Consider the following 23,590-nt stretch of genomic DNA (forward strand, 5'->3'; position numbering starts at 1 on the left):
TTCGCTGGCGTTTTTATTGACGTTTTTTTGATCACTCTTTCGGATCTTTACCCGCCAGCAGCTTATCCAGTTCGTCGCCACCGACATGACGGAAGTCCTGTCCTTTGACGAAGTAGAAGATGAACTCGCAGATATTCTGGCAACGGTCACCGATACGCTCGATAGAACGCGCACAGAAGAGTGCGGTCAGCACGCTTGGAATGGTGCGTGAGTCTTCCATCATATAAGTCATCAGTTGGCGCACGATGCCTTCATATTCCTGGTCAACTTTCTTATCTTCGCGATAGATACGCACCGCTTCGTCGAGATCCATACGCGCAAATGCATCCAGAACGTCATGCAGCATTTGCACGGTGTGGCGGCCCAATGATTCCAGGCTAACCAGTAACGGCTGGTGTTGCTGAGAGAATTTCTCCAGCGCCGTGCGGCAGATTTTGTCTGCGACGTCGCCGATACGTTCCAGCTCAGATATCGTTTTGATGATGGCCATCACCAGGCGTAAGTCACTGGCTGTTGGCTGGCGCTTAGCGATGATGCGCACACAGGCTTCATCGATTGCCACTTCCATCATGTTAACTTTCTGGTCGCCTTCGATAACGCGCTTAGCCAGCTCACCATCTTGATTGTGCATGGCGGTGATCGCATCAGAAAGCTGTTGTTCCACCAGCCCACCCATGGTCATCACCTGAGTGCGGATATATTCCAGCTCGGCGTTAAACTGGCCGGAAATGTGTTTGTTGAGATTGAGGCTATCCATTTTGTTCTCCCGGATCAGCCGTAGCGGCCAGTAATGTAATCTTCGGTTTGCTTTTTAGCTGGTGTGGTAAACAGCGTGTCGGTTTCGCTAAATTCAATCAGCTCACCCAAGTACATAAACGCGGTGTGGTCGGAACAACGCGCCGCTTGCTGCATGTTGTGGGTCACGATTACCACGGTGTAATCTTCTTTCAGCTCAGTGATCAGCTCTTCGATGCGACCAGTAGAAATTGGGTCAAGCGCTGAACACGGCTCATCAAGCAGCAACACTTCCGGGCGAATCGCAATACCACGCGCAATGCACAGACGCTGCTGTTGGCCACCGGAGAGACTGTATCCGCTCTGATGTAATTTATCTTTGGTTTCATTCCACAATGCGGCTTTGGTCAAAGCCCACTGCACACGCTCGTCCATGTCGCTGCGTGACAGCTTTTCAAACAGACGCACGCCGAACGCGATGTTGTCATAAATCGACATCGGGAATGGCGTCGGCTTCTGGAACACCATGCCGACTTTGGCACGCAGCAGGGCGATATCCTGGCTCTGGGTGAGGATATTTTCCCCATCCAGCAGAATCTCACCTTCGGCACGCTGCTCTGGATAGAGCGAGTACATTTTGTTGAATGTACGCAGCAGGGTGGATTTCCCACAGCCTGACGGGCCAATGAATGCGGTAACCTGGTTCTTAGCGATATCCAGATTGATGTTTTTCAGGGCATGGAACTTACCGTAATAGAAGTTCAAATCACGAACCTGAATTTTGTCTGGGGTAGTATCGACCATACTCATCTGTTTCTTAATCTCCATCCGACGCCGCCTTTGCCGCGTCGCAAAATTTAACCGTGTTTACTCTTTGAGAAAATCACGCGCGCCAGAATATTTAGCAGCAGCACACAAAGGGTAATAATCAGAACACCAGCCCAGGCTAACTGTTGCCATTCGGCAAACGGGCTCATCGCAAATTTGAATATCGTCACTGGCAAGTTGGCAATCGGCTGCATCATGTCAGTGCTCCAGAACTGGTTGGAGAGCGACGTGAACAGCAGCGGGGCCGTTTCACCCGCGATACGAGCAATCGCCAGCAACACCCCGGTAATAATCCCGGAAACAGACGCTTTGAGCGTAATCGCAGAAATCATTTTCCATTTTGGCGTGCCCAGTGCGTAAGCCGCTTCGCGCAGGCTGTCTGGCACCAGTTTCAGCATGTTTTCAGTGGTACGAATAACGATTGGCACCTGCAACAGCGCCAGCGCAATCACCCCAGCCCAGCCGGAAAAGTGCTGCATTTTCGCAACCACAATGGTGTAAACAAACAGGCCGACAACAATGGATGGCGCAGAAAGCAGGATGTCGTTGATAAAACGAATCACCTCAGCCAGCGCTGATTTGCGGCCATACTCCGCCAGGTAGATACCCGCCATGATGCCCAGCGGCGTACCAAACACGGTCGCCCACAGGATTAACAGGCCGCTACCTGCAAGGGCGTTGGCTAAACCACCACCTTCGGTGTTTGGCGGTGGCGTCATTTCGGTAAACAGCGCAATCGACATACCGTCGATACCGCGAGTCACCGTAGAGAATAGGATCCACACCAACCAGAACAGGCCAAACGCCATGGTTCCCATTGAAAGTGTCAGAGCAATGCGGTTTTTAAACCGACGACGAGCCTGCATTTTGCGGCGAGATTCTGCGAGCGCCGCGCGGCTTTGCATTTCCATTGTCGTCATGAACGCGCTCCTTCATTCTTCGCCAGACGCATAACCATGAACTTAGAGATAGCCAGTACGATAAAGGTGATCACAAACAGAATCAGTCCAAGCTCCATCAGCGCTGCGGTGTGTAGGCCAGATTCCGCTTCAGCAAATTCGTTCGCCAGTGCAGAAGTAATACTGTTGCCCGGCATATACAGCGAGGCGTTATCGAGCTGGTAGGTGTTACCGATGATAAAGGTTACCGCCATGGTTTCACCCAGAGCACGGCCCAGACCCAACATCACACCACCAATCACACCGTTTTTGGTAAACGGCAAAACGATACGCCAGATAACTTCCCATGTGGTGCAGCCAATGCCATAGGCTGACTCTTTCATCATCACTGGGGTTTGTTCGAATACATCACGCATAACAGCGGCAATGTACGGAATGATCATGATGGCCAGTATTACGCCTGCGGCGAGAATACCGATACCGAACGCCGGGCCTGAGAACAGCTCACCAACAATCGGCACCGAAGAGAGCACGTTACCGACAGGTTCCTGGAAGTATTTCGCAAACAGCGGAGCAAAGATAAACAGGCCCCACATGCCGTATACGATACTTGGGATCGCAGCCAATAGTTCGATGGCGATACCCAGCGGGCGGCGCAGCCAGTTTGGCGCCAGCTCCGTAAGGAACAGAGCAATACCAAAACTCACAGGCACAGCAATCAACAGGGCAATAAACGAAGTCACCAGCGTGCCGTAAATCGGAACCAGTGCACCGTAAATATCGTTAGGAGCATCCCACTCTTTGGTCCATAAGAACGAGAAGCCAAACTTCTGAATACTCGGCCAGGAGGAGATGATCAGGGAGATGATGATGCCGCCCAGCAGAAATAGCACAATCAGCGCAGCCAGTTTTACCAGCGCACTGAAAATGACATCACCTTGTTTACCAGGGGACTTGAACGTCGGCTTACTTACCGCCATAGCTTACTCTTTAAGTTAAATATATTTCTTACAACATGTCGGATGTCGCTAACACTAATCCGACCTATGAAATCAGTTGTAGGGCGGATAAGCATAAGTGCCATCCGCCTTTTTCGTTAATTAATAAAGCGCCTTACCGGAGCTGTCTTTCACGTTGGTCTTCCATGCCGCACGAACCTGCTCAACCACAGCGTCTGGCAGGGCGGCGTAATCCAGGTCACTCGCCTGTTTTGCACCGTCTTTATAAGCCCAGTCGAAGAACTTCAGTACTTCAGCACCTTGCTCTGGGTTTTTCTGCTCTTTGTGAACCAGGATGAAGGTTGTGGACGTGATTGGCCACGCAGCGTCACCTTTCTGGTTAGTCAGATCCTGAGCAAATGATTTGCTCCAGTCTGCACCCTTCGCCGCATTGGCAAAGTTCTCTTCAGAAGGCGCTACTGGTTTACCATCAGCAGATACCAGTTTGGTATAAGCGAGGTTGTTTTGCTTAGCGTAAGCGTATTCAACATAGCCAATTGAACCAGGCAGACGTTGAACGAAGGCTGCGATACCGTCGTTACCTTTACCGCCCAGACCCGTTGGCCAGTTTACCGTTGAGCCCGCACCGATTTTGGTTTTCCACTCTTCGTTTACTTTCGCCAGGTAGCTGGTGAAGACGAAGGAAGTACCGGAACCATCAGCACGACGCACAACTGCGATATTCTGCTGTGGCAGTTTCATGCCTGGGTTGAGTTTAGCAATTGCTTCGTCATCCCATTTTTTGATTTTGCCCAGGTAGATGTCACCCAGAGTTTTACCATCGAGCACCAGCTCACCAGATTTCACGCCCGGCAGGTTAACTGCCAGAACGACACCGCCGATAACAGTTGGGAACTGAAACAGCCCTTCTTGTTGCAGTTTATCGTCAGACAGCGGAGCATCAGATGCGCCGAAATCTACAGTGTTAGCAATGATTTGTTTAACGCCACCGGAGGAGCCGATACCCTGGTAATTTACTTTGTTACCAGTTGATTTATTGTAGGTATCTGCCCATTTGGCATACACCGGCGCAGGGAATGTTGCACCGGCACCAGTCAGGCTTGCAGCGGCGTTTGCGCCAAAAGCAGTCAGGGATAAGGTCGCGGCGACAACAGTTGCGACAGTGGTACGCATAGCTTTCATAGTGTCTCCTGCAGAGGTGATATACCCCTCATACTTCAAATTGCAGATGCGTTGGCTGCACTCTCTCACCCGAATCACTTAGTTCACTAAGCTCATCGGGATTCGTTCTTTTGCCGCCTTCCTGCAACTCGAATTATTTGGGTATTAACGTAATTCATTGTTTAGTGGATGCAGGATAGAAAATAGGACAGTTTGGTGACAGTTAAATGTACGAATTATGACAGTTTTATGACAGGCGATTTTGCAACCAAGTTACGCCTGTCACATTGCAGATTCTGAGCCCTCAATCCGTCTCAATAATTCGCGTTTTTCCTCGCAGCTCAAATGGCGTGATTCCCCTAATGCCAGGCCTTGCAGGTGGATATTCATGATGCGGACACGTTCAAGCCGGGTCACTTCATAACCGAAATATTTACACATCCGGCGGATCTGGCGGTTCAGCCCTTGCACCAAAATAACACGAAATATCAGCTCAGATTCTTTCGTCACATTACAGTGTTTGGTTACCGTGCCAAGTATCGGAACGCCCGCGCCCATTCCAATAATAAACTCGTCAGTTATCGGCTTATCGACGGTGACCACATACTCTTTTTCATGATTGTTACCGGCACGCAGAATTTTATTAACTACATCACCGTGGTTGGTCAGTAAAATGAGCCCCTGCGAATCTTTATCCAGACGCCCGATAGGGGAAACGCGTTTGTCGCTATGAATGAGACCGCTGATGTTATCGCGCACACTCTTTTCCATTGTAGTGATGATGCCCACAGGCTTATTCAAAACCATCAGCACGAGATCGTTGTCATCACGCGGCACAATAAGCTGACCGTTTACCTTCACCACATCACCGGAAAATACCTGAGCGCCAAAACTAGCCAGGCTGTCGTTAATAAACACTTCGCCCTGCTCAACGTAACGATCGGCCTCACGGCGGGAGCAGATACCGCAATCGCTAATGTATTTATTAATTCGTATGGGTGAATCAGTGGGCATTTTGCGATGCGTTTTATTCAAATTTTGCATAATTACCATTAACCCATCACTTAAAAAAATGTGACACACGTCACATACGCTACCCGTTAGGGGTAGATTACCCACAAAAAATTGAGATTAATCACAAATAAAAGTGAAACACAGGTTCATTATCAACACATAGTGTGATCTGCATAACAAAAACAAGTCCAGGATGGGCCAAACCAGAATCCTCGACGTCTTCTGAAGCGCCGCTGATTTTTATCTCCTCTGAATTATTTATTTGCCTGCTGCCTTGCAGCGGTCAGGCCACTTATTGCTTGAAAAACGGGGATTCATTATGCGCAAAACAGGCCACAAGCGCTGGTTTATGCTGTCACTGGTGACATTAGGCACCATTCTTTGCTATTTAACCCGAAATACTATTTCTGCCGCAGCGCCAACATTACAGAGCGATCTGCACATTACCACCCAGCAATATTCTTACATTATTGCGACATTCTCAGCGTGCTACACCATTGCACAACCTATTGCCGGTTATCTGCTTGATACATTGGGTACAAAAGTGGGTTACACCATTTTCGGCCTGATGTGGGGCGTGTTCTGCATTGGTGCGTCATTCGCGACTGGCTGGAAAGGCCTGGCAATGTTCCGCGGCCTCGGCGGTTTCGCCGAAAGTGCGATGATACCTGCTGGTTTGAAATCAGTAACTGAATGGTTCCCGGATACTGAACGTTCAGTCGCCGTCGGCTATTTCAACGTTGGTTCCTCTATTGGCGCGGTGATTGCCCCTCCACTGGTCGCATGGGCAATCTATATCAGGGACTGGAGACTGGCGTTTATTATCGTCGGTGTTTTCAGCGTGCTGTGGGCCGCTGGCTGGTATTTCACTTATAACCGCCCGTCAAAAACCAAATCACTATCGAAAGAAGAATATCTGTATATCACTGGCGGCCAACCTGAAAAACCAAAGGTTGAAAAGGTTCGCATTGGCCACCTGCTGAAACAGCGCAAGTTTTGGGGTATCGCTCTGCCGCGTTTCCTGGCTGAACCTGCATGGGGGACGTTTAACGCGTGGATCCCACTGTTTATGGTGCACACCTACGGCTTTAACCTCAAAGATATCGCTATGTTTGCCTGGATCCCGATGCTGTTCGCCGATTTTGGCTGCATTATTGGTGGTTATTTGCCTGGTATGTTCCAGAAAGTCTTCGGCGTGAATATTGTGGTTTCCCGCAAACTAGTGGTCACAATGGGTGCCGCGCTGATGATTCTGCCAGGCATGGTCGGTTTGTTTGGCAGCCCAATGGTGGCAATTGCATTGCTATGCGTTGGTGGCTTCGCTCACCAGTCACTGTCTGGTGCGTTGATTACACTGTCTTCCGACATGTTTGATTCAAACGAAGTTGCCACCGCCAACGGTTTTACCGGCATGGCAGCCTGGACCGCCAGCACCATGTTTGCACTGGTTGTGGGGGCTCTGGCCGACACGGTTGGCTTCAGCCCGCTGTTCGCTGTGCTTTCGGTGTTTGATGTAATCGGGGCGATTGTCTTGTGGGTTCTGCTGAAATCCCCTGAAGAACCAAAACTGGTGACGCAGGAAGAGAATTGATTTAGCAGTAAAAAGGCCGGTTGTGCTTAGCGCAACCGGCCTTTTTTATTTTGTATTACCGATCAGAGCAATTACTCAACCGTAACTGATTTTGCCAGGTTACGTGGCTGGTCAACGTCGGTGCCTTTAATTAGCGCAACGTGATAAGACAGCAACTGCAACGGTACGGTGTAGAAGATAGGTGCGATAACTTCTTCTACATGCGGCATCTCAATGATGTGCATGTTATCGCTGCTGGCAAAACCTGCATCTTTATCTGCAAATACATACAGATGGCCGCCACGCGCGCGCACTTCTTCGATATTCGATTTCAGCTTTTCAAGCAGTTCGTTGTTTGGAGCCACAACGATAACCGGCATATCTGCATCAATCAGCGCCAGCGGGCCGTGTTTCAGCTCGCCTGCCGCATACGCTTCAGCGTGAATGTAAGAGATTTCTTTAAGCTTCAGCGCGCCTTCCATTGCGATTGGGTATTGATCGCCACGGCCTAAGAACAGCGCATGATGCTTGTCTGAGAAATCTTCAGCCAGCGCTTCAATGCGTTTGTCCTGAGACAGCATCTGCTCAATACGGCTTGGCAGCGCCTGCAGGCCATGAACGATGTCTTGCTCAATCGCAGCATCCCCGCCTTTCAGGCGGCTCAGTTTCGCCACCAGCATCAGCAGAACGGTAAGCTGAGTGGTAAACGCTTTGGTGGATGCCACGCCGATTTCAGTGCCCGCGTTGGTCATCAGCGCGAGGTCGGATTCACGCACCAGGGAAGAACCCGGAACATTACAAATCGCCAGCGAACCCAGATAGCCCAACTCTTTAGACAAACGCAGCGCCGCAAGTGTATCTGCCGTTTCGCCAGACTGGGAAAGGGTGATCATCAGGCTGTTACGACGCACCGCTGATTTACGGTAGCGGAACTCAGAAGCGATTTCGACATCGCACGGCACGCCTGCCAGTGATTCAAACCAATAGCGCGACACCATGCCTGAATTATAGGAAGTGCCACACGCGACAATTTGAATGTGCTCAACCTGAGACAGCATTTCGTTGGCTTGCGGGCCAAGCTCAGAAAGATCGATAGCGCCATGACTGATGCGGCCAGTCAGGGTATTTTTAATCGCGTTCGGCTGTTCGTAGATCTCTTTCTGCATATAGTGGCGATAAATGCCTTTGTCGCCCGCGTCATATTGCAGACTGGATTCGATATCCGGGCGTTTAACCTGCTCACCTTTGGTATCGAATACGGTTACGGAGCGACGAGTCACTTCCGCGATATCGCCTTCTTCAAGGAAGATGAAACGACGCGTTACCGGCAGCAATGCCAGTTGGTCGGATGCGATAAAGTTTTCACCCATGCCAAGGCCGATAACCATCGGGCTACCTGAACGAGCTGCCAGCAGCACGTCTGGGTTACGGGTGTCCATGATAACGGTGCCGTAAGCGCCACGCAGTTGTGGGATGGTACGCAGCACAGCTTCACGCAGACTACCGCCTTGCTCCAGTTCCCAGTGAACCAGGTGAGCAATAACTTCGGTATCGGTTTGTGAAACGAAGATGTAACCGCGACCCTGTAGGGCTTCGCGCAGCGGTTCATAGTTTTCGATAATGCCGTTATGAACCACCACAATATGTTCGGAAACATGTGGGTGAGCGTTAACTTCTGATGGTTCGCCGTGAGTCGCCCAGCGAGTGTGTGCAATACCGGTACCGCCATGCAGCGCAGTTTCTGCGGCAGCTTCGGCCAGTTTGTTCACTTTACCCAGACGGCGCAGACGGGTCATTTGACCTTTTTCGTCTACTACAGCCAGGCCCGCAGAGTCATAACCACGGTATTCCAGACGACGTAGTCCTTCGAGAAGGATTTCAGCGATATCACGTTGCGCGACCGCGCCAACAATTCCACACATAAGATTAGATTCCTGATAATGGCATTACGCCATGTGTTGTCGCTGACCTGTTTTACCCGTTGTCTTTCGCACTGCAGATGCGTTGGCTGCACTTGCTCAACCAAGTCACTTACTGATGTAAGCTCCCTGGGTTTCTCAAGTTTGCCACCTTTCTGCCGCACGAAATTCTTTGGGTAAATATCCCGTATTCCGGGGCCCCGAGCCTTGTAGAGAGTGGGGTTATAGTTTTAGTACTGCTACGGAGCGGGTTATTTTCGAGAACAACCTTCACTCCAACCCTCTCCCTTGGGAGAGGGTTAAAAATTATTTTTTCTTAACCGGACGCTGCCAACCCTGGATATGAGTCTGCTTTACGCGACTAATAACCAGTTCATCTTCACCAACATTACGTGTGACCGTCGTGCCTGCGCCAATCGTCGCACCGCGTGCAACGGTGACCGGTGCCACCAGTTGGCTATCAGAACCGACAAAAACATCATCGCCGATGATAGTTTTGAATTTGTTCGCGCCGTCGTAATTACAGGTGATGGTGCCAGCGCCAATATTCACGTTGTCGCCAATTTCAGCATCACCCAGGTAACTCAGATGCCCAGCTTTTGAGCCTTTGCCCAGGCGCGCTTTCTTCATTTCCACGAAGTTGCCAACGTGTGCGCCTTCCGCCAGTTCCGCACCAGGGCGCAAACGAGTGAATGGCCCAATGGTGCAAGCTGCCGCAAGGGTCGAATCATCTACAACGGTGTATGGACTGATTTCACAATCATCGCCAATCACGCTGTTTTTGATAACGCAGCCGGTGCCAATTTTGACGCGATGACCCAGGGTCACCGAACCTTCAATAATGACATTAGTATCAATTTCTACATCACGCCCGTGCGTCAGTTCACCCCGCAGGTCGAAACGCGCCGGATCGCGCAGCATCACACCTGCCAGCAGTAGTTTCTCAGCTTGCTCACTTTGGTAGACGCGCTCAAGACGTGACAGTTGCAGACGGTTGTTCACGCCTTCCACTTCACTTAAACGGTCCGGGTGAACGGCGGTGATTTCATGACCTTCGTGGTGAGCCAGCGCGATAATGTCAGTGATATAGAACTCACCCTGAGCATTGTTGTTATCGAGCTTCGCTAGCCAGCGTTTCAGATCCGCGCCATTCGCCACCAGAATCCCGGTGTTGATTTCGTCAATTTTGCGTTGTTCTTCAGTCGCGTCTTTATGCTCAACAATACCAACGACCTTGCCTTTCTCACGAGCGATACGGCCATAACCGGTTGGATCGTCGAGTTTTACCGTCAGTAAACCAATGCCGCCCTGTGGTTTGGCATCACGCAGGCGCTGTAGAGATTCGACGGAAATAAGCGGCACATCGCCGTAAAGCATCAGAATGTCTTCGTCGTCAGCAAAGAAAGGTGCGGCTTGCTGCATGGCGTGGCCGGTCCCAAGCTGTTCAGCCTGCAATACCCAATTAAGAGAGCTATCGCTGAGTGTATTTTTGAGTAGATCGCCGCCATGGCCGTAAACCAGATGTACACGCTGCGCGCCTAAATTATTAGCCGCATCAATAACATGTTGAACCATCGGTTTCCCAGCAAGAGTATGTAATACCTTCGGGAGGTCTGAATACATGCGGGTTCCTTTGCCTGCGGCTAGGATAACCACGCTCATCGCATTGTTTGACATACGCGTCCTGACTTTAATTTGAGAGGGAAGTAAAACGATTTCACGTTGAAAATTCTACATATTTTGCAACAAAAAACGCGATGCCTAAAAAACAGGCTCTTGATGCGCATTTGAGTTGCTCATGTGCTCAATTGTAGGTGGATAAGCACGTAAAAAGTACTTCTGAAATAACAAAAGCCATAGATCTCTGTGGATTAAGACTTCTTTTCGGCCGGAAACAAAGCTACTCCACATATTTGAAATGTTAGTGTTTTAAAAATCACCCTTTGTGACAAGCATAAAAGAAACAACGTTTCATTTTTATAGATAATGGCTTGGACATTTATAAGGAGAATAATAATGGCGTCAAAAATACCTCTGGCTCTTACGCTTTGCGGCGCGGCTTTATCCCTGCCTGCAACTGCAGAGCAACAACCCATCTGGCACGCGATTGCTTTCGGGCAATCAACAGATGTTAACTTTTCATCTAATGTCTTACCTGAAAAAGTGGGTGTGAACAACGTAACGATCGATGGCAAAAAGCTGGCGACAGCAGATTCCGTCGACCTTTCGAAACCCATCACCATCGAAAGCCGTGGCGGTAAAATCGCTAACTCTCACGATGGATTAACGTTCTTCTATACCGCATTACCCGCCAGTGAGAATTTTGTCTTACAGGCAACAGTCACTGTCGATCAGTTTGGCCCTGAAAATGGTGCGAAACCGGCGGCGCAGGAAGGTGCCGGGATGCTGGTAAGGGATGTATTAGGTAATCCACGCCAGGAGCCGCTGAAGGAAGGCTACGAAGAGTTCCCTGCAGCTTCCAATATGGTAATGAATGCCATCATGACGCAGGATAAAAAGGACGCATCACGCGTGAAAATGCAGGCCATTGCGCGTGATGGTATTACTCAGCCATGGGGAAATACCGGCTCAACTATTTCTCGTAAAAGCTATCAGGAAGCCATTGATCTGAGCAAAGCACCGACTTTCCGCATGAAGCTCGAGCGAACCAACGAGGGTTTTGTCACTTCATGGGCTCCAGCCGGAAGCGATGCATGGGTTTCTGAAAATGTTAAACGCGCTGATATCATCACCGTACAGGACAAAAGCCAGTACTACGTTGGTTTCTTTGCTTCACGTAATGCAAAAATCACCGTCAGTGATGCGTCATTAGAAACCAGTGCGGCAAATACTGTTGCTTCCACACCTTTCGTGCCGAAAGCATGGCCTGTTGTGATGCAAATTGCCTCTCCAGCAAAAAGCACCACCAGCGAGTACGTGGTACAGGCTCGCGCTAACTATGACGGCAACTTCACCGTACGTCAGGATGAAGTTGTAATCGGTCAGGAAAAAGTGGCCAAGGCCGGAGAAATGTTCACTCTGCCAACCACACTTAAAGAGCAAGCACGTTTCACCGTGACGTTTACCCCGACCAGCGGTAAAGACAAAACCCCTGTCACCCAAAACTTCATGGTTGAGCAAGTCAAAAACATGGAGGGTAATACGCTTTACGTAGCGCCAGATGGTGCATCAAGTAACAATGGTTCTAAATCCGCACCGCTTGATTTGGCCAGTGCCATCTCTCTCGTCTCTCCTGGTGGAAAACTCATCTTAAGCAGCGGTGAGTACCCACTTACTACCATTTCGACAGCTGACAGTGGCTTAAAAGGCAAACTGAAGACCCTCGAGGCCGATGGCAAAGTCGTGATTCGCGGCCTGGCTTTGGATGGCAACTACTGGCATGTCAAAGGCATTGAAGTTACCGATAAGAGCTTGCGAGTTCAGGGCAGTCATAACCTTATCGAAAGTGTAGTCGCCTATAAAAATGACGACACAGGCATCCAGATTTCATCTCCTTCTGATGTAGGCCGCCCGTTGTGGGCAAGCTACAACAAGGTTGTTAACGCTGAATCCTTCAGTAATGAAGATCCAGGCAAAATCAATGCTGATGGCTTTGCGGTGAAGATGCGTGTGGGTGATGGCAACCGTCTTGAAGGATGCTATGCGCACGACAATATTGATGATGGCTATGACCTGTTCAACAAGATTGAAGACGGTGCCAATGGCGTTGTGGTGATCGAGAACTCTATTGCCCGCAACAACACCAGCAACGGTTTCAAATTGGGCGGGGAAGGGCAGCCTGTCGCGCATGAAATCCATAACAGCATTGCGATTGGTAACCACCTCGATGGCTTTACTGATAACTTCAACCCTGGTGCACTGGTGGTGGCGAACAACGTCGCAGTGGATAACCAACGCTTTAACTACATCTTCCGCCCAAGCCCTTATGGGCGCGCAGAAACTCAGGGTAAATTCACCGATAACATTTCATTGCGTAGCGTTGAGGGGAAATATGATGACGCTATCTCCGGAAATGTAGATAACAGCAACTATTTCATTCGGGATGGTAAAACGGAAAACAGCGAAGGTAAGCAACTGAGCATAAAAGATTATCAGTCTTTGACGCTGCCAGTCCCGTTGCAACGCAATGCTGATGGTTCGTTCAAAACAGGTGAGTTTTTAACGAAGCAGTAAAAGGTTCAGACGAAAAAAATGCCAGTCAGGGAAACCTGGCTGGCATTTGTCTTTTCAAGCAGGTAGTTACATCGCTTTTCTGGTCAACTCGATAACGCGAAGTTTCGCGATCGCCTTAGCCAGTTCAGCAGAAGCCTGAGCGTAGTCCACATCACCGTGGGAACTATGGATGCGCTCTTCCGCTTTACGCTTCGCTTCCAGGGCTCGAGCTTCGTCGAGGTCCTGACCACGAATTGCGGTATCGGCCAGCACGGTTACCGTGCCAGGCTGCACTTCCATCACACCACCAGACAAGTAGATATACTCTTCATGTCCGTGCTGTTTAACGATGCGGATCATACCAGGCTTAATGGCGGTGAGCAGCGGGGCGTGGCCAGGATAAATCCCCAGCTCACCTTCGCTACCCGTTACCTGGATCTTCTCAACCAGACCGGAGAACATTTGGCTCTCCGCGCTGACGACGTCCAGGTGATAAGTCATTGCCATGTCACCCTCCGATTAAGGCGTTAAAGTTTTTTAGCTTTCTCAACGGCTTCGTCGATAGTACCAACCATGTAGAACGCCTGCTCTGGCAGATGGTCATATTCGCCGTCCATGATGCCTTTAAAGCCACGGATAGTATCTTTCAGCGATACGAACTTGCCCGGAGAACCGGTAAAGACTTCTGCTACGAAGAATGGCTGAGACAGGAAGCGCTGAATCTTACGCGCACGTGCTACAACCAATTTATCTTCTTCAGAAAGTTCATCCATACCAAGAATGGCGATGATGTCTTTCAGTTCCTGGTAACGTTGCAGAATAGACTGCACGCCACGCGCGGTGTCGTAGTGTTCCTGGCCAACAACCAGTGGATCTAACTGACGGCTGGTGGAATCCAGTGGATCTACCGCAGGGTAGATACCCAGAGACGCGATGTTACGGCTCAGTACCACGGTTGCATCCAAGTGAGCAAAGGTGGTTGCTGGAGATGGGTCAGTCAAGTCATCCGCAGGTACGTATACCGCTTGAACAGAAGTGATTGAGCCAGTTTTGGTGGAGGTAATACGCTCCTGCAAAACACCCATCTCTTCTGCCAGAGTTGGCTGGTAACCTACCGCAGATGGCATACGACCCAGCAGTGCAGATACTTCTGTACCGGCCAGGGTATAACGGTAAATGTTATCAACGAACAGCAGAACGTCACGACCTTCGTCACGGAACTTCTCAGCCATGGTCAGACCGGTCAGCGCAACGCGCAGACGGTTACCTGGTGGCTCGTTCATCTGGCCATAAACCAGTGATACTTTGTCCAGAACGTTGGAGTCGGTCATTTCGTGGTAGAAGTCGTTACCCTCACGAGTACGCTCACCCACACCTGCAAACACAGAGTAACCGGAGTGCTCGATCGCGATGTTACGGATCAGCTCCATCATGTTTACAGTTTTACCAACACCCGCACCACCGAACAGACCAACTTTACCGCCCTTAGCGAACGGGCAAATCAGGTCCATTACTTTGATGCCGGTTTCCAGCAGATCCTGAGAGCTTGACAGCTCTTCGTAGCTTGGAGCAGAACGGTGAATAGCCCAACGCTCTTCTTCGCCGATATCGCCTTTCATGTCGATAGGCTCACCCAGGACGTTCATGATACGACCCAGAGTTGCTTTACCTACCGGCACTTCAATTGGGTGATCGAGGTTAGAAACTTCCAGACCACGACGCAAACCATCAGAAGTACCCATGGCGATAGTACGAACTACGCCACCACCTAACTGTTGCTGAACTTCCAGCACCAGACGGTCTTTACCATTTGTAACCTCAAGAGCGTCGTACACTTTTGGTACGGCATCCTGAGGGAACTCGACGTCCACCACGGCGCCGATTACCTGGATAATCTTTCCAGTAGCCATCTCGAATCCTCTAAATACGTAAACCTGGTTATACCGCGGAAGCGCCACCGACGATTTCGGTGAGTTCCTGAGTAATGCTGGCCTGACGAGCTTTGTTGTAAACCAACTGCAGCTCTTTAATCAGGCTGCCGCCATTGTCGGTAGCGGCTTTCATCGCCACCATACGTGCGGCCTGCTCGCTGGCCAGGTTTTCTACGACGCCCTGATAAACCTGAGATTCCACATAACGGCGCAACAAGGTGTCCAGCAGCGCTTTAGGATCAGGTTCATACAGATAATCCCAGGATTTCTTCTTCAACTCGCCGTCTTCTGCTGGCGGTAACGGCAGCAGTTGGGTAAGGGTAGGAACCTGAGACATTGTGTTAATAAATTTGTTGCTGACAACATACAGCTTGTCCAGACGGCCTTCATCGTAGGCCTGCAACATCACTTTCACCGGGCCAATCAACTCGGACAGGGAAGGGTTATCACCCATACCAGTCACCTGAGCAACAATATTGCCGCCTACAGAGTTGAAGAAAGAGACGCCTTTAGAGCCGATCATTGCGATTTCGCTTTGAACGCCTTTATCGGACCACTCTTTCATGTCAGCCAGCAGCTTTTTGAACAGGTTAGTGTTCAAGCCACCACACAGACCACGGTCAGTGGACACCACCAGGTAGCCCACGCGTTTGACTTCGCGTTCATCCAGGTAAGGGTGTTTGTATTCAAGATTACCCAAAGCCAGGTGGCCGATCACTTTACGCATAGTTTCTGCGTAAGGACGGCTGGCAGCCATGCGTTCCTGCGTTTTACGCATTTTGGACGCGGCGACCATTTCCATTGCTTTGGTGATCTTCTGCGTGTTCTGGACGCTTGCGATCTTACTACGTATCTCTTTTGCGCCGGCCATGAGCTTCTCCTCAATGCCTTGCGGCTTGCCCTAAGACAAGCCGCCAGACTTTACCAGGACTGAGTTGCTTTGAAGGAATCGAGGATGCCTTTCAGCTTGCCTTCGATTTCGTCGTTATAGCCACCAGATTGGTTGATTTCTTGCATCAGTGGAGCATGGTCACGGTCAACGTAAGCCAGCAGAGCGGCTTCGAAGCTACCGATTTTAGCCAGTTCCACATCTTCGAGGTAACCACGTTCAGCAGCGAACAGAACCAGAGACTGCTGCGCAACAGACATCGGCGCATATTGTTTCTGTTTCAGGAGCTCGGTCACTTTCTGACCATGGCTCAACTGCTTACGGGTCGCATCGTCAAGGTCTGATGCAAACTGAGAGAACGCAGCCAGTTCACGATACTGTGCCAGAGCGGTACGGATACCACCGGACAGTTTTTTCATGATCTTGGTCTGAGCAGCACCACCAACACGAGATACGGAGATACCCGGGTTAACCGCAGGACGAATACCGGCGTTAAACAGTGTTGATTCCAGGAAGATCTGACCATCGGTAATAGAAATTACGTTGGTCGGAACGAACGCGGAAACGTCACCCGCTTGCGTTTCGATAATCGGAAGCGCAGTAAGGGAACCTGTTTTGCCTGTTACTTCACCCTTAGTGAATGCTTCAACGTATTCAGCGTTTACACGCGCAGCACGTTCCAGCAAACGGGAGTGGAGATAGAATACGTCGCCTGGGTAAGCTTCACGACCTGGTGGACGACGAAGCAGCAGGGAAATCTGACGATAAGCAACAGCCTGTTTAGACAGGTCATCATAAATGATCAGTGCATCTTCACCGCGGTCACGGAAGTATTCACCCATCGCGCAACCGGAGTACGGTGCCAGGTATTGCAGTGCAGCAGATTCTGATGCAGTTGCAACAACAACGATAGTGTTAGCCAGTGCGCCGTGCTCTTCCAGTTTACGAACCACGTTAGAGATAGTGGACGCTTTCTGGCCGATAGCAACGTAGATACATTTGATGCCGGAATCACGCTGGTTGATGATGGCATCGATTGCCAGAGCAGTTTTACCTGTCTGACGGTCACCGATGATAAGTTCACGCTGACCACGACCGATTGGGATCATGGCATCGACGGACTTATAACCAGTCTGTACAGGCTGGTCTACGGATTGACGTTCGATTACACCAGGTGCGATCGCTTCAACGGCAGCAAAACCGTCATGCTCAAGCGGACCTTTACCATCGATAGGTGCACCCAGGGTGTTCACCACACGACCCAGCAGGCCACGGCCTACCGGTACTTCAAGAATACGGCCAGTACACTTAACTTTCATGCCTTCGGCAAGGTCAGCGTACGGACCCATTACTACTGCACCTACAGAGTCGCGCTCGAGGTTCAGTGCAATGGCGTAACGGTTTCCCGGAAGGGAAATCATCTCACCCTGCATTACATCGGCCAGGCCGTGTACGCGGATGATACCGTCACTTACAGAAACGATTGTACCTTCGTTGTGAGCCTCGCTCACAACACTGAACTGAGCAATGCGCTGCTTGATCAGTTCGCTGATTTCGGTGGAATTCAGTTGCATGCTCCAGTCCCCTTAAGACTGCAAGACGTCTGTCAGGCGATCAAGACGGCCGCGTACGCTACCATCAATAACCATATCACCTGCGCGGATAATGACACCCGCCATTACAGACTTGTCAATTTTGCAATTCAGCTTAACTTTGCGTGACAGACGTTTTTCCATCGCGGCGCTGATTTTCGAAAGCTGGTCTTCGTTTAATGCGCTGGCAGAAGTCACTTCGACTTCAACGGTAGCCTCTTGGGCTGCACGCAGTTGAACGAATTGCTCAAGAACATCAGGAAGAACTTTCAGACGCCCATTTTCAGCCATCACCTTAATCAGGTTCTGGCCATTGGCGTCTAGCTGGTCACCACAGATGGAGATAAACGACGCAGAGAGCGTATCCGGAGCTAATGCGCCGGAAAGAAGCTCTGCTATTTGTTCGTTTTTAGACACCTCAGCGGCGAAACCCAGCATATGCTGCCAGTTATCAACGCTTTGGTGCTCGACGGCAAAGTCAAAAGCTGCTTTGGCGTAGGGGCGAGCTACAGTTACAAATTCAGACATCAGCCCCTCCCTCCTTACAGTTCAGCGACCAGTTTATCAACGATGTCGCTGTTAGCAGCTTCATCCACGGAACGTTCAATGATCTTCTCGGCACCGGCGATAGCCAGCAGAGCCACTTGCTTACGCAGTTCTTCACGAGCGCGTTTACGTTCTGCGTCGATTTCTGCCTGAGCCTGTGCAACGATTTTGTCACGTTCCTGCTCTGCCTCGGTTTTAGCTTCTTCAAGGATCTGAGCACGGCGTTTGTTCGCCTGCTCAATAATCACCTGAGCTTCACCTTTGGCTTTTTTCAGCTGGTCGGTCGCGTTGGCCTGTGCAAGGTCAAGGTCCTTTTTGGCACGTTCTGCAGAAGAGAGACCGTCAGCAATTTCTTGTTGACGCTTCTCGATGGCAGCCATGATTGGCGGCCATACGTACTTCATGCAGAACAGAACAAACAGGACAAACGCGATGGCCTGGCCGAGGATTGTTGCGTTAAGATTCACAGCACAATGCCTCTTTGTTAGTTAACGTTCTGATATTGCTTGGTGTATTAAGCAATGCTTACTACGCGACGGCGAACATCACGTACAGACCCAGACCAACAGCGATCATCGGGATAGCATCCACCAGACCCATAACGATAAAGAACTGAGTACGCAGCAGAGGAATCAAATCAGGTTGACGCGCTGCGCCTTCCAGGAATTTTCCACCGAGGATGCCGATACCGATCGCCGCACCGATTGCCGCAAGGCCCATCATAATTGCGGCAGCCATGTACAGCAGATCCATATTCAGGTTTTCCATGACAGTCTCCAGTTTGTTTCAGTTAAAACGCAGTAGTGGTAAGTAAAATCAATGCTCTTCAGATGCCATCGACAGATAGACGATCGTCAGAACCATGAAAATGAAGGCTTGCAGCGTAATGATCAGGATGTGGAAAATGGCCCAAGGCACACTCAGAATCCACTGTGACCACCACGGCAACAGACCAGCAATCAGAATGAAAATCAATTCACCGGCATACATGTTGCCGAACAGTCGCAGACCAAGAGAAATAGGTTTGGAAAGCAGGCTCACACCTTCAAGGATTAAGTTGAACGGTATAAATGCCCAGTGATTGAACGGCTGCAGCGTCAGCTCTTTCGTGAAGCCGCCAATGCCTTTCATTTTGATGCTGTAGAAAAGAATCAGGATAAACACGCCAAGCGCCATAGACAGGGTGATGTTCACGTCCGCAGACGGCACCACACGCAGGGCTGGCAGGCCAAAGATATGCTCGCCGATGAACGGCAGGAAATCGATTGGCAGCAGGTCCATCAGGTTCATCAGGAATACCCAGACAAAGACCGTCAGAGCAAGCGGTGCAATGACCTTACTCTTGCCATGGTACATGTCTTTGACACTGCTATTAACAAAACCGATGACCAACTCAACTGCTGTCTGGAATTTCCCTGGGACACCACTAGTAGCGTTTTTTGCTACTTTGCGGAATAACACCAGGAACAAGAAACCCAGAACCACGGAGAAGAACATGGAGTCAATATTGAGTGTCCAGAAGGTAGCTGGGGGGTGATACGGATCAACCAGCGAGAAAGTACGCAGGTCCAACTGAAGGTTATTCAGATGGTGGCCTATATACTCCTGCGGTGTAGAGATTTCTCCTGCAGACATGATGCCTCTTACCCTTTGTTGTTAATTACAGCTGGTGCGAGTATCTGCACAACCAGCACCGAAACCCACGTCACAATAAGCGGCAACAAGACCGCCTTAAAACCAGCTAACGCCACCACCAGTATGGTAAAGCTCGCTATCACCTTTAATACTTCGCCGATAGCGAAGGTCCAGGCCAAACGGCCCTTTGACGGTGTATGCACCTGGTGACGCCAGGCAAAATTCATAAATACAGCATTTGGCAACCAGGCTGCCAGGCCCCCGCCAAAAGCAGAAGCACCCCACACGGGGTCTTTGAGGCAAAACAGCAATCCAATTGCTATCACTGCAAGAAGCTGAAGGAACAGAAGCTTACGAGCAACGTTTCTACTCAATAGCGACACAGACATGGCGTATCCTAACTCCTGCTCCCTTCGGGGTATGTCGCGCTGGTATAAAACTGCCTTTACGTCTTTGAGTCAAGCCTCAAAAAGCGAGCAAATTATACGGTGCGGCCCCGTGATTTCAAACAATAAGTAGCAAAAAGGTGAACAAATGTTTAAATATTTTCCAACGCAGTTATTTTTCAACTTTTTCTAAATACTGGTTATTTTCCCTAAAAGGGCAAACAACCGAAATAGTCGCCTAATAAAGCGTGCACAAGATCACAAATCAAACATGTCACAGCCATTATGCATTTGTCTGTCTCATTAAGTGCGAAACACAGATGTCTGATAAATAAGCTGATTACTGTCTACTCTATTTAAAATAGCCTGAAACATCATTAAAACATTTCATTGACATTTTTATTTATATTTTAACAATTATCCGCGTTTGATACTTACGTAATATTTAGCAGGGTTATATTTTCATGCTTAACTACTTTTAAACCTAACTCTGCATTTCGCGTTAAAAAAGTGATAGAGGAAAGTTAAACTCACGTTAAATGTAACCAGAGATTTCAGGCCTTTTCTCTTGATTTTTTAACCAAAAAGAAACAATCCTTTTTCGCCTTTTTTTGATAAATATTAATTTTTGTTTGGCTTAATCATCACCAGATGACGTTCACCATCAAGCTCTGGCACCTGCAAACGAATCACTTCTTCAACCGTGAAGCTTGCGGGTAAGGCTGCAATTTCATCATCCGGGCGCAATCCTTTGAGAGCATAGAAGCGACCATGCTCAGCAGGCAGATGTTTACACCAGGTCACCATGTCAGTCATTGAGGCAAAAGCACGGCTGATAACCCCATCAAAAGGTGGCTCGGCCGGGAACTCTTCTACACGGCTTTGTACTGGCGTGATGTTATCAAGGTGAAGCTCATGCTGGACCTGCCGCAGGAAGCGTACGCGCTTACCGAGGCTGTCGAGCAGCGTAAAATGCGAATCCGGGCGCACAATGGCCAGCGGGATCCCTGGTAAACCAGGACCTGTTCCCACATCGATAAAACGTGAGCCCTGCAAGTACGGCTCTACAACGATACTATCCAGAATATGGCGTACCAACATGTCTTCAGGAAGACGAACAGAGGTTAGGTTATACGCTTTGTTCCACTTGTGGAGCAGTTCAACATAGCCAACCAATTGTTGTTTCTGGTTTTCTGGCAGCGTAATGCCTGCGCTTTCCAGCAGGCGATTCAGTTTGTTAAGCACTGTGGTCAATACCCATCAAAAAAACGGGCCAGGAATTCCTGGCCCTGAAAATTTATAAATCAGGCGCTACGGCGTAGCAGGCCTTGTTTTTTTAGCCAGACAAGCAAAATGGAGATCGCCGCCGGGGTTACCCCTGAAATGCGTGATGCCTGGCCTATTGAGACTGGTTTGTGATCGTTAAGCTTAGCGATCACTTCGTTAGAAAGACCACTCACCTGCCGGTAGTCCAGCGTTGCAGGAAGCAACGTATTTTCGTTACGTTGTTGTTTTTCAATCTCTTCTTGCTGACGCACGATGTAGCCTTCGTATTTGACCTGAATTTCTACCTGTTCAGCAGACTGTGGATCTTGAAGGCCTGGCGCAAATACTGACAGTTGCATCATCTCAGCATAGGTCATTTCTGGACGACGCAGCAGATCTTCGCCATTTGCTTCACGCGATAGTGGAGCACTTAGTTTGGCGTTCACTTCTTCAACACTTTCAGAGTGAGGATGCAGCCAGATGTCTTTCAGACGCTGACGCTCAAGCTCAATGCTTTCCAGTTTTTCGTTAAAGCGTGCCCAACGTTCGTCATCCACCAGACCCATTTCACGGCCAACGGCGGTTAAACGCAGATCGGCGTTATCTTCACGCAGCATCAGGCGGTATTCAGCACGTGAGGTAAACATGCGGTACGGTTCTTTCGTGCCAAGGGTGCAAAGGTCGTCTACCAGTACGCCGAGGTATGCCTGGGAGCGAGCTGGTGCCCAACCCTCTTTCTCTGCAGAGAAGCGTGCTGCGTTCAAACCAGCCAGTAAACCTTGCGCCGCAGCTTCTTCGTAACCGGTGGTGCCGTTAATTTGTCCGGCAAAGAACAGGCCCTGGATATATTTGCTTTCCAGCGTTGGTTTCAGATCGCGAGGATCGAAGAAGTCGTATTCGATAGCATAGCCAGGTCGCACGATCTTCGCATTTTCCATACCTTCCATCGAACGGACGATCTGCATCTGAACATCAAACGGGAGGCTGGTGGAGATGCCGTTCGGGTAGATTTCGTTGCTGGTTAGCCCTTCAGGTTCAAGGAAGATTTGGTGCTGATTGCGATCAGCAAAACGCATCACTTTGTCTTCGATTGATGGGCAGTAACGCGGGCCAATCCCTTCGATAACACCTGCATACATCGGGCTGCGATCGAGGTTATTACGAATAACGTCATGCGTTTTTTCGTTGGTATGCGTGATGTAACAAGGTACTTGCGCAGGATGCTGGTTCACATTTCCCATGAACGAGAACACCGGCATTGGGCTATCGCCATGTTGCTGGGCAAGTACGCTGAAATCGATGGTGCGTGCATCGATACGTGGTGGTGTGCCTGTTTTCAGGCGACTGACACGAAGTGGCAGTTCACGCAGACGACGTGAAAGCGAAATGGATGGCGGATCGCCCGCACGGCCACCGCTGTAGTTATCCAGTCCGATATGAATTTTGCCGTCCAGGAACGTACCGACAGTCAGTACCACGGATTTAGCGCGGAACTTCAGACCCATTTGTGTGACAGCACCGACAACGCGATCGTTCTCAACAATCAGATCTTCAACAGCTTGTTGGAAGATCATCAGGTTCGGCTGGTTTTCCAGTGCAGTGCGTACCGCCTGGCGATACAGCACTCGGTCTGCCTGAGCACGAGTAGCCCGTACTGCAGGGCCTTTACTCGCGTTTAGTATCCTAAACTGGATACCGGCATGGTCGATAGCTTTTGCCATCAAACCGCCTAAAGCATCCACTTCTTTAACCAGATGTCCCTTGCCAATACCACCGATTGCTGGGTTACAAGACATCTGTCCCAGAGTGTCGATATTGTGAGTCAAAAGAAGGGTTTGTTGGCCCATCCGTGCAGCGGCCATTGCAGCCTCAGTGCCTGCATGACCCCCGCCAATGATGATGACGTCAAAAGGATCTGGATAAAACATGGTACTGCCTCACGGTTTTGCAAATGGGGGGATGACTGATTCCCGAGGTTGGCGATTCTACTTAACTTTAGCCTTTCGAGAAAGTATTGGGATCGTAGGTAATTAAAAGAAGATCTTTTTTATTTAAAGATCTCTTTATTATGATCTCTTATTAGGATC

Annotated in this window: 20 protein-coding genes and 1 pseudogene; 2 read left to right on the top strand and 19 right to left on the bottom strand. The window is 49.8% G+C overall.

Features of this window, described 5'->3' with window-relative positions:
- Positions 1 to 31: 31 nt before the first annotated feature.
- From phoU to rluF, 6 genes and pseudogenes are all read right to left on the bottom strand, one after another.
- Positions 32 to 757, bottom strand: coding sequence for a phosphate signaling complex protein PhoU (gene phoU / locus LVQ77_RS21295; protein ID WP_034460681.1), 726 nt, complete (start codon positions 755 to 757; stop codon positions 32 to 34).
- 14 nt (positions 758 to 771) lie between these two features.
- Positions 772 to 1,545: a phosphate ABC transporter ATP-binding protein PstB gene (pstB, locus tag LVQ77_RS21300; RefSeq protein WP_064514930.1), complete on the bottom strand. Its 774-nt coding sequence runs from the start codon at positions 1,543 to 1,545 to the stop codon at positions 772 to 774.
- Positions 1,546 to 1,592: 47 nt separating this feature from the next.
- Positions 1,593 to 2,483 (bottom strand): phosphate ABC transporter permease PstA, encoded by an 891-nt coding sequence (pstA, locus tag LVQ77_RS21305; protein WP_151993912.1) that lies wholly within the window; start codon positions 2,481 to 2,483, stop codon positions 1,593 to 1,595.
- The gene (gene pstC, locus LVQ77_RS21310; RefSeq protein WP_034460683.1) at positions 2,480 to 3,442 is read right to left on the bottom strand and encodes a phosphate ABC transporter permease PstC; all 963 of its coding nucleotides are present in this window, start codon (positions 3,440 to 3,442) and stop codon (positions 2,480 to 2,482) included. Before pstC ends, pstA begins: the two co-directional genes overlap by 4 nt.
- A gap of 120 nt (positions 3,443 to 3,562) precedes the next feature.
- A complete protein-coding gene (gene pstS, locus LVQ77_RS21315) occupies positions 3,563 to 4,603 on the bottom strand; it encodes a phosphate ABC transporter substrate-binding protein PstS (protein ID WP_232864002.1) in 1,041 nt (346 codons plus the stop codon).
- Between the two features lie 270 nt (positions 4,604 to 4,873).
- Positions 4,874 to 5,596: pseudogene (gene rluF, locus LVQ77_RS21320) on the bottom strand (23S rRNA pseudouridine(2604) synthase RluF); the annotation flags it as partial.
- Positions 5,597 to 5,915: 319 nt separating this feature from the next.
- On the opposite strand from rluF, the gene LVQ77_RS21325 reads away from it, so the two are divergent.
- Positions 5,916 to 7,187 (top strand): MFS transporter, encoded by a 1,272-nt coding sequence (locus LVQ77_RS21325; protein WP_232864003.1) that lies wholly within the window; start codon positions 5,916 to 5,918, stop codon positions 7,185 to 7,187.
- Positions 7,188 to 7,258: 71 nt separating this feature from the next.
- Here LVQ77_RS21325 and glmS read toward each other — a convergent pair whose 3' ends face one another.
- A complete protein-coding gene (gene glmS / locus LVQ77_RS21330) occupies positions 7,259 to 9,088 on the bottom strand; it encodes a glutamine--fructose-6-phosphate transaminase (isomerizing) (protein WP_232864004.1) in 1,830 nt (609 codons plus the stop codon).
- 303 nt (positions 9,089 to 9,391) lie between these two features.
- Positions 9,392 to 10,762, bottom strand: coding sequence for a bifunctional UDP-N-acetylglucosamine diphosphorylase/glucosamine-1-phosphate N-acetyltransferase GlmU (gene glmU, locus LVQ77_RS21335; protein WP_232905440.1), 1,371 nt, complete (start codon positions 10,760 to 10,762; stop codon positions 9,392 to 9,394).
- A 339-nt stretch (positions 10,763 to 11,101) separates the two neighbouring features.
- Between glmU and LVQ77_RS21340 the strand changes: the two genes are divergently transcribed.
- Positions 11,102 to 13,279 carry a right-handed parallel beta-helix repeat-containing protein gene (locus LVQ77_RS21340; RefSeq protein WP_232905441.1) on the top strand — a complete coding sequence of 726 codons (2,178 nt, stop codon included), beginning with the start codon at positions 11,102 to 11,104 and terminating at the stop codon, positions 13,277 to 13,279.
- Positions 13,280 to 13,345: 66 nt separating this feature from the next.
- On the opposite strand, the gene LVQ77_RS21345 is transcribed toward LVQ77_RS21340, so the two are convergent.
- The 11 genes from LVQ77_RS21345 to mnmG all read right to left on the bottom strand — a co-directional run bounded on the left by LVQ77_RS21345 (position 13,346) and on the right by mnmG (position 23,431).
- A complete protein-coding gene (locus tag LVQ77_RS21345; RefSeq protein ID WP_124025055.1) occupies positions 13,346 to 13,765 on the bottom strand; it encodes a F0F1 ATP synthase subunit epsilon in 420 nt (139 codons plus the stop codon).
- A gap of 20 nt (positions 13,766 to 13,785) precedes the next feature.
- A complete protein-coding gene (gene atpD / locus LVQ77_RS21350) occupies positions 13,786 to 15,168 on the bottom strand; it encodes a F0F1 ATP synthase subunit beta (RefSeq protein WP_064514874.1) in 1,383 nt (460 codons plus the stop codon).
- A 28-nt stretch (positions 15,169 to 15,196) separates the two neighbouring features.
- Positions 15,197 to 16,060, bottom strand: coding sequence for a F0F1 ATP synthase subunit gamma (gene atpG, locus LVQ77_RS21355; protein ID WP_115631717.1), 864 nt, complete (start codon positions 16,058 to 16,060; stop codon positions 15,197 to 15,199).
- Between the two features lie 50 nt (positions 16,061 to 16,110).
- Positions 16,111 to 17,652 (bottom strand): F0F1 ATP synthase subunit alpha, encoded by a 1,542-nt coding sequence (gene atpA / locus LVQ77_RS21360; protein ID WP_124025053.1) that lies wholly within the window; start codon positions 17,650 to 17,652, stop codon positions 16,111 to 16,113.
- A gap of 12 nt (positions 17,653 to 17,664) precedes the next feature.
- On the bottom strand, positions 17,665 to 18,198 hold the full coding sequence (gene atpH, locus LVQ77_RS21365) for a F0F1 ATP synthase subunit delta (protein WP_064514880.1): 534 nt from the start codon (positions 18,196 to 18,198) through the stop codon (positions 17,665 to 17,667).
- A 14-nt stretch (positions 18,199 to 18,212) separates the two neighbouring features.
- Positions 18,213 to 18,683, bottom strand: coding sequence for a F0F1 ATP synthase subunit B (gene atpF, locus LVQ77_RS21370; RefSeq protein ID WP_034460698.1), 471 nt, complete (start codon positions 18,681 to 18,683; stop codon positions 18,213 to 18,215).
- A 61-nt stretch (positions 18,684 to 18,744) separates the two neighbouring features.
- A complete protein-coding gene (atpE, locus tag LVQ77_RS21375; RefSeq protein ID WP_004393045.1) occupies positions 18,745 to 18,984 on the bottom strand; it encodes a F0F1 ATP synthase subunit C in 240 nt (79 codons plus the stop codon).
- Positions 18,985 to 19,032: 48 nt separating this feature from the next.
- Positions 19,033 to 19,851, bottom strand: a complete 819-nt coding sequence (gene atpB / locus LVQ77_RS21380; protein ID WP_034460700.1) for a F0F1 ATP synthase subunit A — start codon at positions 19,849 to 19,851, stop codon at positions 19,033 to 19,035.
- Positions 19,852 to 19,859: 8 nt separating this feature from the next.
- A complete protein-coding gene (gene atpI, locus LVQ77_RS21385) occupies positions 19,860 to 20,240 on the bottom strand; it encodes a F0F1 ATP synthase subunit I (protein ID WP_034499880.1) in 381 nt (126 codons plus the stop codon).
- 618 nt (positions 20,241 to 20,858) lie between these two features.
- Positions 20,859 to 21,482: a 16S rRNA (guanine(527)-N(7))-methyltransferase RsmG gene (gene rsmG / locus LVQ77_RS21390; RefSeq protein ID WP_151993918.1), complete on the bottom strand. Its 624-nt coding sequence runs from the start codon at positions 21,480 to 21,482 to the stop codon at positions 20,859 to 20,861.
- 59 nt (positions 21,483 to 21,541) lie between these two features.
- The gene (mnmG, locus tag LVQ77_RS21395; RefSeq protein WP_232905442.1) at positions 21,542 to 23,431 is read right to left on the bottom strand and encodes a tRNA uridine-5-carboxymethylaminomethyl(34) synthesis enzyme MnmG; all 1,890 of its coding nucleotides are present in this window, start codon (positions 23,429 to 23,431) and stop codon (positions 21,542 to 21,544) included.
- Positions 23,432 to 23,590 lie beyond the last annotated feature (159 nt).

This window comes from Buttiauxella cochleicola, assembly GCF_021282435.1.
In the GTDB taxonomy this organism is placed as follows: domain Bacteria; phylum Pseudomonadota; class Gammaproteobacteria; order Enterobacterales; family Enterobacteriaceae; genus Buttiauxella; species Buttiauxella massiliensis.

What these genes read in the sequence shown, in the direction of transcription:
- phoU (WP_034460681.1), bottom strand. Translation starts at nt 757, where the DNA reads ATGGATAGCCTCAATCTCAACAAACACATTTCCGGCCAGTTTAACGCC.
- pstB (WP_064514930.1), bottom strand. Translation starts at nt 1,545, where the DNA reads ATGAGTATGGTCGATACTACCCCAGACAAAATTCAGGTTCGTGATTTG.
- pstA (WP_151993912.1), bottom strand. Translation starts at nt 2,483, where the DNA reads ATGACGACAATGGAAATGCAAAGCCGCGCGGCGCTCGCAGAATCTCGC.
- pstC (WP_034460683.1), bottom strand. Translation starts at nt 3,442, where the DNA reads ATGGCGGTAAGTAAGCCGACGTTCAAGTCCCCTGGTAAACAAGGTGAT.
- pstS (WP_232864002.1), bottom strand. Translation starts at nt 4,603, where the DNA reads ATGAAAGCTATGCGTACCACTGTCGCAACTGTTGTCGCCGCGACCTTA.
- LVQ77_RS21325 (WP_232864003.1), top strand. Translation starts at nt 5,916, where the DNA reads ATGCGCAAAACAGGCCACAAGCGCTGGTTTATGCTGTCACTGGTGACA.
- glmS (WP_232864004.1), bottom strand. Translation starts at nt 9,088, where the DNA reads ATGTGTGGAATTGTTGGCGCGGTCGCGCAACGTGATATCGCTGAAATC.
- glmU (WP_232905440.1), bottom strand. Translation starts at nt 10,762, where the DNA reads ATGTCAAACAATGCGATGAGCGTGGTTATCCTAGCCGCAGGCAAAGGA.
- LVQ77_RS21340 (WP_232905441.1), top strand. Translation starts at nt 11,102, where the DNA reads ATGGCGTCAAAAATACCTCTGGCTCTTACGCTTTGCGGCGCGGCTTTA.
- LVQ77_RS21345 (WP_124025055.1), bottom strand. Translation starts at nt 13,765, where the DNA reads ATGGCAATGACTTATCACCTGGACGTCGTCAGCGCGGAGAGCCAAATG.
- atpD (WP_064514874.1), bottom strand. Translation starts at nt 15,168, where the DNA reads ATGGCTACTGGAAAGATTATCCAGGTAATCGGCGCCGTGGTGGACGTC.
- atpG (WP_115631717.1), bottom strand. Translation starts at nt 16,060, where the DNA reads ATGGCCGGCGCAAAAGAGATACGTAGTAAGATCGCAAGCGTCCAGAAC.
- atpA (WP_124025053.1), bottom strand. Translation starts at nt 17,652, where the DNA reads ATGCAACTGAATTCCACCGAAATCAGCGAACTGATCAAGCAGCGCATT.
- atpH (WP_064514880.1), bottom strand. Translation starts at nt 18,198, where the DNA reads ATGTCTGAATTTGTAACTGTAGCTCGCCCCTACGCCAAAGCAGCTTTT.
- atpE (WP_004393045.1), bottom strand. Translation starts at nt 18,984, where the DNA reads ATGGAAAACCTGAATATGGATCTGCTGTACATGGCTGCCGCAATTATG.
- atpB (WP_034460700.1), bottom strand. Translation starts at nt 19,851, where the DNA reads ATGTCTGCAGGAGAAATCTCTACACCGCAGGAGTATATAGGCCACCAT.
- atpI (WP_034499880.1), bottom strand. Translation starts at nt 20,240, where the DNA reads ATGTCTGTGTCGCTATTGAGTAGAAACGTTGCTCGTAAGCTTCTGTTC.
- mnmG (WP_232905442.1), bottom strand. Translation starts at nt 23,431, where the DNA reads ATGTTTTATCCAGATCCTTTTGACGTCATCATCATTGGCGGGGGTCAT.